Consider the following 10769-nt stretch of genomic DNA (forward strand, 5'->3'; position numbering starts at 1 on the left):
ACGCCGGGCTGTGAAAGTCAGTTCCGCGCCAGATTGGTCTGGCTCAGCGGCAAAAAGGGTCTTGCGTTGCCCGGCGTCGGTCCGGGGACCTGGGACAAGCTCATTGAAAGCGGCCGAATAGAAGGCCTGCTCGATTGGATGACCCTGAATCATGCTGAGCTTGCTAACATTCCCGGCTTCGCCGAGCGCAGCAGCGCTAAACTGCTCACCAGCCTGCAAAGTGCCCGCGAAAAGCCTTTTCAGACATGGCTCAAGGCCATCGGACTGCCGCCCACAGGAGGCGCGAAACTGCCTGACAACTGGCACGAACTGGCCGGGCGCAGCGTCGAACAATGGCAGGCAGAACCAGGCGTAGGGCCTGGTCGGGCAACGAAGCTGAAATCTTTTTTTCAGGACCCACAAGTACAGGCATTGAGCCAGCAATTGCAGGCCCAGGGTATTTCAGGTTTTAAGTAGCGGACGTTCATTTTTCTGTCCGTATTCAAACGGAGTTCATATGCAGTTTTTATCACCATTGATCCTTTTCACCAGTTGCACGCTGCTGGCCACAACCCTGCTGGCAGAGGAACAGGCACCCGCGCCCTCCGAGTGCCAGATCAAAAGCCAGGAGATCAGCAGCAAGATTCAGGACGCCAAGACTGAGGGCAACAAGGCCGAACAGACCGGACTTGAAAAGGCGCTCGCAGAGGTCAATGCCAACTGTACCGAGACCTCGTTGATCAAGCAGAGAAAGCAAAAGGTGCTGGACGCCAAACAGGAAGTCAGCCGCCGTCAGAACGACCTGAACAAGGCCATGGACAAAGGGGATCCGGAGAAGATCAACAAGCGTAAGGACAAGCTCGCCGAGTCGCGCAAAGAGTTGCAGGAAGCCCAGACCGATCTCGAAAAAGTCCAGCCGGACGACTGATAAAGGCAGCGGCGCTACGGATTACCGGCAGCGCCGCAACCTGACCGTCAGGAAACGGCCGGGAAAGCCGACACCCCGAACAATGCGATGATCAGGCCCATGCCCACCAGCCAGACAAGCGACCGCAGTGCGGCCAGGTCGGCCAGATAGAAGATGATGTACAACAGGCGGCTGGTGATAAACAGCACGGCAAGTACATCAATCGTCACCAGCTGCGCATTGCCGGCAATGTGCGCAATGATCACCGCCGCCGCGAACGCCGGGGTCACTTCATAGCTGTTGAGCTGCGCAGCGTGCGCGCGGCGCGGGAAACCCTCGAGCTTGTCGAGAAAGGCGCGCGGGTCATGATTGTGCCCACTGCCAAATTTTCCGCTGCCGAACTTGGCGATGCCAGCACAGCCAATCGGCAGCAATATCGCAACCAGCACGCACCAGAAAGCAACTGTCATAGGTCCATCCTTATCGATTTGGCTTCGTCGGAAGCATCCGGGCATTACCCGCTCACAAGCTATGAGCCGGGGGTCGGCCAAAGGTTCTTGAAGAACGACCGGCAACCTGATGCATTACACCAGTTTAGGGAAGATCAGGCTGAACGTCGTGAAGTGGCCCGGCTCACTCTCGACCGTCACCTGCCCTTCATGCAGGCTCATGATGGAGCGCACAATCGCCAGCCCGAGCCCTGTACCACCCTGCTGTCGCGCACGGCTGACATGAACCCGGTAGAACCGATCGAACAGCCGCGGCAGGTGCTCGGCATCGATGCCCTCACCCGCATTGCGCACCGCCAGCGAAACCTCATCTTCATGCGTGGTCAGCGTGATGGTAATGACGCTGCCGGACAGGCCATGGCGAATGGCGTTGGACAGCAGGTTCGAAATCGCTCGCTGAATCATCAGCCTGTCGCCCGTGGCCTTCGCGCTACCCTGGACCTGCAAGGTAATATCGCGATCCTCCGCCGAGGATGAAAACAGCTCGGCGACCTTGTCCGCCTCTTCCCGCAGATCGATGACCTCGACCGGCAAGGGCGCTGCGGGCTGGCTGACGCTGGCCAGAAACAACATCTGGCTGATCATGCGCGACATACGCTCCAGCTCTTCGGTACAGGATTCCAGGGCCTGTTTGTACTCCTCCGAAGGACGCGGTCTGGACAGCGTGACCTGCGCCTTGCCCATCAGATTGTTCATCGGCGAGCGCAATTCATGCGCGAGGTCGTCCGAGAACTGCGCCAGTTGCTGCACATCGCCGTCCAGCCGGTGCAGCATGAAGTTGACCGCATGTGCCAGGTCGCGCAATTCATCAGGCAGGCCTTTGACCTTCATGCGATGAGACAGATCGCGAGCCGAGATCAGCGCCGTTACTTTTCTGAACGCCCCCAACGGCCTGAGCCCCCGACGCACCACCCACCAGGCACCAAAGCCGATCACCAGCAAGATCACCGGCAGCACCATGAACGTCGACTTCACATAGGCATGCAGCAGCGTGGTGTCGCTTTCGCGGTCCATCGACAGCCGAACCAGAATGTCCTGACCCGTCTTGAGACGAATCTCCTTGTACCCCAGCAAAATCTTGTGGCCATGTAGCGACGTCAACTGCTGAAAACCCTGTGGCACGCCTTCAGTGCCGACAATCGGGAGATTACGCCCCTCTTCGTTGCCGACATTCATCAGCTCCTGACGGGGATTGCCTGCGTCGAAGATGGTCAGCGCATAGCTGTCATGCCCGACAATCTGGTCACGCAGCGTATGGGGGTACTGAACAATGTCCTCGACGCCGAGAAACCCCTCACTCAGACCGTGTTCGATCTGCGCAAACTTCTCCTTCAGGCTGTCTTCGGCACGCAGGTCCAGTTGATGGGAAATGGCCGCATACGCGAACGTCTCCATCACCAGCACCAGAAAAGCGATCAGCGCAGTGACTGTCAGGCTCATGCGCGTCGACAGACGCGTCGGTTTCATTCACGGACTTCCAGCACATAACCTACGCCGCGCAGGGTATGAATCAGCTTGGTCTCGAACGGATCGTCGATCTTCGCCCGCAGGCGGCGGATCGACACCTCCACCACGTTGGTGTCGCAATCGAAGTTCATGTCCCAGACCAGCGAGATGATCTGGGTGCGCGACATGACCTCGCCGCTGTGCCGCATCAGCAAGTGCAGCAGCGCGAACTCCTTGGTCGTCAGGTCGATACGCTGGCTGCCGCGAAACGCCCGGTGCCGCCCTTGATCAAGCTCCAGATCGCCGACCTGCAACACCTTGGAGGTGGTGGTCTGTTCGCTGCGCCGCATCAAGGTGCGAACCCGGGCCAGCAGCTCGGGAAACTCGAACGGTTTGACCAGATAATCATCGGCCCCCATCTCCAGGCCCTTGACCTTCTCTTCGAGACGTCCTCGTGCAGTGACCATCATGATGCGCGTGCTGACGGTCTTTCTCAGGCGGCTCAACACCTCCCAGCCGTCCATTTCCGGCAGGTTCACATCCAGTATCACCACATCGTAAGCCTGATGCTGCGCGAGATAGAGCCCATCGAGCCCGGTTGCGGCGATATCGACGACATAGCCACTTTCGGTCAGACCCTGATGCATGTACTCGGCAGTTTTCGGCTCGTCCTCGACGACAAGGATTCGCATGACGGGGCTTCCTGTTTGATGAACGGATGATGACGATGCCGTGCAGTGTACTGAAAAGAAACACCCATCTCGCTGGATAACAAAATCGTAATTTTCCAGCAATCCCTCTGATAGCTCCGGTTGCATAAAGTCCCCTCCAGCCAACTTCAGCGCCCAGGTGCGTGTTTGTTTTTTGTTTTGATGGGGTGATTCATGCGACTGAAGAATGACGTGCGCACTCGGCGTACCGATCGATTGGCAGGGGGTCCGGTATGAGAGCCGCCGTACTTTGTCTGCTGTTGTTACCGCTGGCTGCTCCCGGCATCGCTGCAGCCCAGGGCATCAGCCTGGCTCAGGCGCTGGAAGCAGCATTCGCCCGCAATCCGGAACTCGCCGCAGCGCAATGGGAAATTGGCGTTGCCGAGGGTGATCGCCAGCAGGCCGGGCTGATCCCCAACCCGGTGGTGTCGTGGGAAGTGGAAGACACACGCCGCGAGACCAGCACCACAACGGTGATGCTCAGCCAGGCCCTGGAATTGGGCGGTAAGCGCGGAGCGCGCATCGAAGTGGCCAGCAAGGGTCAGGACGCCGCCCGACTGGAGCTGGAGCGGCGCGGCAACGAGCTGCGCGCCGAAGTGGTTCAGGCGTTCTACGCAGCGGCACGGGCGCAGGCCGGCCTGGACCTGGCGCGTCAGTCCAGAACACTTGCCGAACGCGGCCTGCAGGTTGCCGAAGGGCGCGTTCGAGCGGGCAAGGTGTCACCGGTCGAAGCCACCCGCGCACAGGTGCAACTGGCCGAAACCGACCTGCTGGTTCGACGCGCCGAGACCCTGAAAATCAACAGTAACCGCGAGCTGGCGCGCACCACTGGCTCGCCGGTCGCCGCTTTCGAGCGTCTGGACTACACCGACCTGTCGCCGGGTAAGCGGCCACCGACCGCGAAGATCCTGACCGCCATCAATCAGTCCGCCGAACTGCGCCTCGCCCAGGCCCAGATAGAACACCGCGAAGCCGCATTGGGTTCAGAGCGTGCCAAGCGCATCCCGGACCTGACCGTCAGCGTCGGCAGCCAGTACAGCCGCGAAGAGCGCGAACGAGTGAATGTCGTGGGCCTGTCGATGCCGCTGCCGTTGTTCGACCGCAATCAGGGCAATGTGCTCGCGGCATCACGTCGCGCCGACCAGTCACGCGATCTGCGCAACGCCGTCGAACTCAAGCTGCGCACCCAGACGCAGTCCGCCCTCGATCAGTGGAGCACTGCCGCGCAGGAAGTCGAGTCCTTCGATCAGGTCATCCTGCCTGCCGCGCAACGTGCCGTCGACACGGCAACGCGTGGTTTCGAGATGGGCAAGTTCGGTTTTCTGGAAGTGCTGGACGCGCAACGAACGCTGATTTCGGCGCGCAGCCAGTATCTGGAATCGCTGGCAACCGCTACCGAAGCGCGTGTCGCCGTAGAGCGTATCCACGGTGATCTCAACCGGTTCAGCGTCAACCCCTGACTGTCTTTTTTCGCCTATATCGAGCGCAAGGTGCTGCACGCACCTGATCGCCGGGAGCTTTCATGAACAACAAACGAAGCATTGCCCTCGCGCTGGCGGTGGTGGCCATCATTGGTCTGGGCAGTCTGGCACTCAACCCGCAGATGCTGCCGTTCGCAGCCGGCCCCAAACCATCGGCAGAGGAACACGCGCATGATTCCGAGTCTGGGCACGCTGACGAGCCAGAGCACACGGAGGAGCCGGGCCACGGCAACGAGGCGAAAAAACCGGACGCCGTAGCCGCCGAGTCTTCCCATGAAGAAGAGGAAGAGGGACACATCGAGCTGAGCGCCGAGCAGATCAAGACGGCTGGCATCGAGCTGGCAACCGCCGAACCCCGGCAAATGAGCACCACCGTGACCTTCCCCGGCGAGATCCGCTTCGACGAAGACCGCACCGCGCATGTCGTACCGCGTGTCAGCGGCGTGGTCGAAGCGGTCAAGGTCGATCTGGGCCAGACCGTGAAAAAGGGCCAGGTGCTGGCCGTGATCGCCAGCCAGCAAATCTCTGACCAACGCAGCGAGCTGAACGCCGCACAGCGACGCCAGGAACTGGCACGCCTCACGCTGCAACGCGAAAAGAAACTGTGGGAAGACAGGATCTCCGCCGAGCAGGACTACTTGCAGGCGCGCCAGGACTTTCAGGAGGCCGACATCAACCTGGCCAATGCCCGGCAAAAAATCAGCGCCATCGGTGCCAGCCTCAATCCTTCTGCCGGAAGCCGTTATGAGTTGATCGCACCGTTTGACGCAGTGGTCGTGGAAAAACATCTGGGCATCGGCGAAATGGTCAGCGAAGCGAGCAACGCCTTCACATTGTCCGACCTGTCGCGCGTCTGGGCCACCTTCGGCGTAGCGCCAAAGGACCTGGATAAAGTGGTTGTCGGTCGTCCGGTGATCGTCAGCGCGCCCGACCTCAATGCGCGGGTCGACGGAAAGATCGGTTATGTCGGCAGCCTGCTGGGCGAGCAGACCCGCGCCGCCGCCGTGCGCGTGACCCTGGCCAACCCGCAGGGCGCTTGGCGTCCCGGCTTGTTTGTGTCGGTCGAAGTCGCCGCCGAACAGACCGGCGTGGCGGTCAGCATTCCCGAATCCGCGATTCAGTCGATTGAAGACAAACCTTCAGTCTTCGTGCGCAACGCTGAAGGGTTTCAACTGACACCCGTGACGCCTGGCCGCCGCGATGGCGGCCATGTGGAAATCGTCAAGGGCCTGGCGGCCGGCACACAAGTGGCCGCCGCCGGCAGTTTCATCCTCAAGTCGGAGCTGGGCAAAGGCTCCGCCGAGCATGCCCATTGATCTGCGTCACACGAGTACACCTCCATGTTTGAACGGTTGATCCAATTCGCGATTGAACAGCGTATCGTCGTGATGCTTGCTGTGTTGCTCATGGCTGGGCTGGGCATTGCCAGTTACCAGAAACTGCCTATCGATGCCGTCCCCGACATCACCAACGTACAGGTGCAGATCAACACGTCTGCGCCCGGTTTCTCACCGCTGGAAACCGAGCAGCGCATCACCTTCGCCATCGAGACCAACATGGCGGGCCTGCCCGGCCTGCAACAAACGCGCTCGCTGTCGCGCTCGGGCCTGTCCCAGGTCACGGTGATTTTCGAGGACGGCACTGACCTGTTCTTCGCCCGCCAACTGGTGAACGAGCGCCTGCAGATTGCCAAGGACCAGCTGCCTGAAGGCGTCGATGCGATGATGGGACCGATCTCCACCGGCCTCGGCGAGATCTTTCTATGGACAGTCGAGGCCCGCGAGGGCGCGCTGAAAGAGGATGGCACGCCTTACACGCCGACTGATCTGCGGGTGATTCAGGACTGGATCATCAAACCGCAGTTGCGCAACGTGCCAGGCGTGGCCGAGATCAACACCATCGGCGGTTTCGCCAGGCAGTACCAGATTGCGCCCGACCCCAAGAAGCTGGCCGCCTACAAACTGACACTGAACGATCTGGTGGCAGCCCTGGAGCGCAACAACGCCAACGTCGGTGCCGGTTACATCGAGCGCGGCGGCGAGCAACTGTTGATACGCGCACCGGGCCAACTGGGCACTGTCGACGACATCGCCAACATCGTCATCGCCAATGTGCAGGGCACGCCCATCAGGGTCAGCAGCGTGGCCGAGGTCGGTATCGGCAAGGAAATGCGCTCCGGCGCAGCCACTGAAAACGGCCGCGAAGTGGTACTCGGCACGGTGTTCATGCTGATCGGTGAAAACAGCCGGACGGTGTCGCAGGCGGTGGCCGCCAAACTCGCCGACATCAACCGCACGCTGCCCGAGGGCGTCGAAGCGGTAACGGTTTATGATCGCACCAATCTGGTCGAAAAAGCCATCGCGACGGTCAAGAAGAACCTGATCGAAGGCGCGATCCTGGTCATCGTGATTCTGTTTCTGTTCCTAGGCAACATCCGTGCTGCGCTGATCACCGCCATGGTGATTCCGCTGGCCATGCTGTTCACCTTCACTGGCATGTTCACCAACAAGGTCAGCGCCAACCTGATGAGCCTGGGTGCACTGGACTTCGGCATCATTGTCGATGGCGCGGTGGTGATCGTCGAAAACGCGATTCGCAGGCTGGCGCACGCGCAGAAGAAACACGGCCGCATGCTGACCCGCTCGGAACGCTTTCACGAGGTCTTTGCCGCCGCCAGAGAGGCACGCCGCCCGCTGATTTTCGGTCAGTTGATCATCATGGTCGTGTACCTGCCAATCTTTGCCCTCACCGGTGTGGAAGGCAAAATGTTCCACCCGATGGCCTTCATCGTGGTCATCGCCCTGCTCGGCGCCATGATTCTTTCGGTGACCTTCGTACCCGCTGCCATCGCCATGTTCGTGACCGGCAAGGTCAAGGAAGAGGAAGGTTTCGTGATGCGCAACGCCCGCCTGCGCTATGCGCCGATACTGGGCTGGGTACTGGGGCATCGCTCGATAGCGTTCGGCACCGCCGTCGTGCTGATCGTGTTGTCCGGCTTCACCGCCAGCCGCATGGGCAGCGAGTTCATCCCGAGTTTGAGCGAAGGCGACTTCGCCTTGCAGGCGCTGCGGGTTCCCGGCACCAGCCTGACCCAATCGGTGGACATGCAGCAGCGTCTGGAAAAAGCCATCATCGACAAGGTCCCGGAAGTACAGCGCGTATTCGCCCGTACCGGCACCGCCGAGATCGCCGCCGACCCGATGCCGCCCAACATTTCCGACAGCTACGTGATGCTCAAGCCGCAAAGCGAATGGCCGGATCCGGACAAATCCCGTGAAACCCTGATCGCCGACCTGCAAAAGGCTGCCGCCAGTGTGCCGGGCAGCAATTACGAACTGTCCCAGCCGATCCAGTTGCGCTTCAACGAGCTGGTTTCGGGGGTGCGCAGCGACGTGGCGGTGAAGGTCTTCGGCGATGACATGAACGTGCTGAACCAGACCGCCACGAAAATCGCCGCCACCCTGCAAAAAGTGCCCGGTGCCTCGGAAGTCAAGGTCGAGCAAACCACTGGGCTGCCGGTGCTGACCATCAACATCGACCGTGACAAGGCGGCGCGCTATGGCCTCAACGTGGCCGATGTGCAGGACGCCATCGCCATTGCCCTGGGCGGTCGTCAGGCAGGCACGCTGTATGAAGGTGATCGCCGCTTCGACATGGTAGTGCGCCTGTCCGAGCAACTGCGCACCGACGTGAACGGCCTCTCCAGCCTGCTCATTCCGGTGCCTGCCAGTGCCGGCAGCAACCAGCAGATCAGCTTCATCGCGCTGTCGCAGGTCGCCAGCCTCGATCTGGTACTCGGCCCGAACCAGATCAGCCGCGAGAACGGCAAGCGTGTCGTGATCGTCAGCGCCAACGTGCGCGGTCGGGACCTCGGCTCGTTTGTCGAAGAAGCGGGCACCACCATCGACAACGGCGTACAGATCCCCGCCGGCTACTGGACCAACTGGGGCGGGCAATTCGAGCAGCTGCAATCGGCTGCGAAACGCCTGCAGATCGTCGTGCCGGTGGCGCTGCTGCTCGTACTGGCGCTGCTGTTCATGATGTTCAACAACCTCAAGGACGGCCTGCTGGTCTTCACCGGCATCCCGTTCGCCCTGACCGGCGGCGTCATGGCCCTGTGGCTACGCGACATTCCCCTGTCGATCTCCGCAGGCGTGGGCTTCATCGCCCTGTCGGGTGTCGCGGTGCTGAACGGCCTGGTGATGATCGCCTTCATCCGCAGCCTGCGCGAACAAGGCCACTCACTGCACGACGCCATCAACGAAGGCGCCCTCACCCGCCTGCGCCCAGTGCTGATGACCGCACTCGTCGCATCCCTCGGCTTCATCCCGATGGCCCTCGCCACCGGGACTGGCGCCGAAGTACAGCGACCGCTGGCGACGGTCGTGATTGGCGGGATTCTGTCGTCGACAGCGCTGACGTTGTTGGTGTTGCCGGCGTTATATCAGTGGGCGCATCGGCGGGAGGAAGAGGCGCTCAATACACCGAAAAAGACTTTCATGTAAAAAATACTCATCTAAGACTGCGCTGATCCAGACGACGTTACTGTCAAGTGATCCAGCGCAGTCGGCGATGTCTGTAGCCGATGTCTTACTCCATTTCCAGAAACGCAGCACACCTACTGGCGAACGATTCAGGTAGACACCGCAGCGTTGAGCATTGATATTTCGATGCCATCAAACAAGTGACGAACGAGCTGCCACATGTATTGAAATACAAGCTCATTACCAGACACAGCGCATGTTGCGCTGAAGATACTTAAGATCATGAATTTGCTGCCCCTGCGGGAACTCATTCCCAGTATCAGCAACTAACAGCGCAGTCGCTCGCGCATCGGCGGCAAACAGGATCGACGCTGAACGTTATGTGTTTTTCAATTCGCCGCACGAAATGGCCATTTGAAAGACATGACGTACAGTTTGCGCAAGTAAAGGAGTTACACAATGGACCTGACCTTTGGCACCCCTCTCAGCCAGAGCGGACGCTTGCTGCAACTCACCACGCCGCTGGGCGAGCATCAACTCCAGGCCCTGCGCGTACACGGGGTCGAGCGCATCGGCCACGTGCCCCGCTATACCCTAGACGTGGTGGTGCAGGACACCGAATACGATCCTGAAAAACTCATCGGCCAGCCGGTCAGCCTGGCGATCCTCTGCGATGACGGTTCTCCCGCACAGCGTCACGGGTTGGTTGAAAGCGTGCGCTATCTGGGCAATGACGGCGGTCTGCACGATTGGCAACTGGTCTTCGCCCCTTGGTTCAGCCTGCTTGAATACCGACTCGACTGCCGCATCTGGCAGGACAAGAACCTGCCGGCGATTCTGGAAGCCGTTTTCTCACTGTACGAACAGGCCAAGGGCAATTACCGCCTGGACCTGCGACGCGAATACGCCCCGCTGTCCTACGTCACCCAGTTCAATGAAAGCGACGCCAACTTCGTGCAGCGCTGGTGCGAGCAGGAAGGTCTTTTCTGGTACGTCGAACACTCGGCGGACAAACATTGCATCGTCTTCACCGATACCGTCGATACCCTGCCCGCGCTGGCACCGCAGAGCATCCGGTTTCACACCCAGAACGCCACCGAAAAACAGGACGGCATTACCCAGTGGAGCAGCGGTTCGCAGTTGCTCAGCGGCAAGCTGCACTGGCGCAGTGTCGATTACCTGGCCCACGGCCAGCCACGGGAAACCGTGATGCCCGCCTTGCAGGCCGCCTCAGCACCGCAAGCGCTGGAGCG

8 protein-coding genes and 1 pseudogene are annotated in these 10769 nt (G+C 60.5%); 6 read left to right on the plus strand and 3 right to left on the minus strand.

The features are described 5' to 3' along the window. A pseudogene (locus tag ALO80_RS03175) lies at nt 1–456 on the plus strand (NAD-dependent DNA ligase LigB); the annotation flags it as partial. A gap of 40 nt (nt 457–496) precedes the next feature. Further along, on the plus strand, nt 497–907 hold the full coding sequence (locus ALO80_RS03180; protein WP_055007909.1) for a DUF1090 domain-containing protein: 411 nt from the start codon (nt 497–499) through the stop codon (nt 905–907). Between the two features lie 47 nt (nt 908–954). Here ALO80_RS03180 and ALO80_RS03185 read toward each other — a convergent pair whose 3' ends face one another. The 3 genes from ALO80_RS03185 to ALO80_RS03195 all read right to left on the minus strand — a co-directional run bounded on the left by ALO80_RS03185 (nt 955) and on the right by ALO80_RS03195 (nt 3533). Then, a complete protein-coding gene (locus tag ALO80_RS03185) occupies nt 955–1356 on the minus strand; it encodes an MAPEG family protein (protein WP_054987121.1) in 402 nt (133 codons plus the stop codon). 114 nt (nt 1357–1470) lie between these two features. Next, nucleotides 1471–2862, minus strand: coding sequence for a heavy metal sensor histidine kinase (locus tag ALO80_RS03190; protein ID WP_055007910.1), 1392 nt, complete (start codon nt 2860–2862; stop codon nt 1471–1473). Beyond that, entirely contained in the window at nt 2859–3533 is a 675-nt protein-coding gene (locus ALO80_RS03195) for a heavy metal response regulator transcription factor (RefSeq protein ID WP_054987123.1), read from the minus strand. The genes ALO80_RS03190 and ALO80_RS03195 overlap by 4 nt, the downstream gene beginning before the upstream one ends. Before the next feature lie 251 nt (nt 3534–3784). Here ALO80_RS03195 and ALO80_RS03200 point away from each other — a divergent pair, with 251 nt between their 5' ends. The 4 genes from ALO80_RS03200 to ALO80_RS03215 form a co-directional block, all read left to right on the plus strand. Beyond that, nucleotides 3785–5011 carry a TolC family protein gene (locus tag ALO80_RS03200; RefSeq protein WP_055007911.1) on the plus strand — a complete coding sequence of 409 codons (1227 nt, stop codon included), beginning with the start codon at nt 3785–3787 and terminating at the stop codon, nt 5009–5011. 62 nt (nt 5012–5073) lie between these two features. Further along, nucleotides 5074–6348 carry an efflux RND transporter periplasmic adaptor subunit gene (locus ALO80_RS03205; protein ID WP_055007912.1) on the plus strand — a complete coding sequence of 425 codons (1275 nt, stop codon included), beginning with the start codon at nt 5074–5076 and terminating at the stop codon, nt 6346–6348. Between the two features lie 24 nt (nt 6349–6372). Then, complete coding sequence (locus ALO80_RS03210; RefSeq protein WP_055007913.1) at nt 6373–9537, plus strand: CusA/CzcA family heavy metal efflux RND transporter; 3165 nt, start codon at nt 6373–6375, stop codon at nt 9535–9537. Between the two features lie 438 nt (nt 9538–9975). Next, a partial coding sequence (locus tag ALO80_RS03215) for a type VI secretion system Vgr family protein (protein ID WP_174518939.1) occupies nt 9976–10769 on the plus strand: 794 nt, incomplete at its 3' end.

Origin of the sequence: Pseudomonas caricapapayae, assembly GCF_001400735.1 — a bacterium.
GTDB lineage: Bacteria > Pseudomonadota > Gammaproteobacteria > Pseudomonadales > Pseudomonadaceae > Aquipseudomonas > Aquipseudomonas caricapapayae.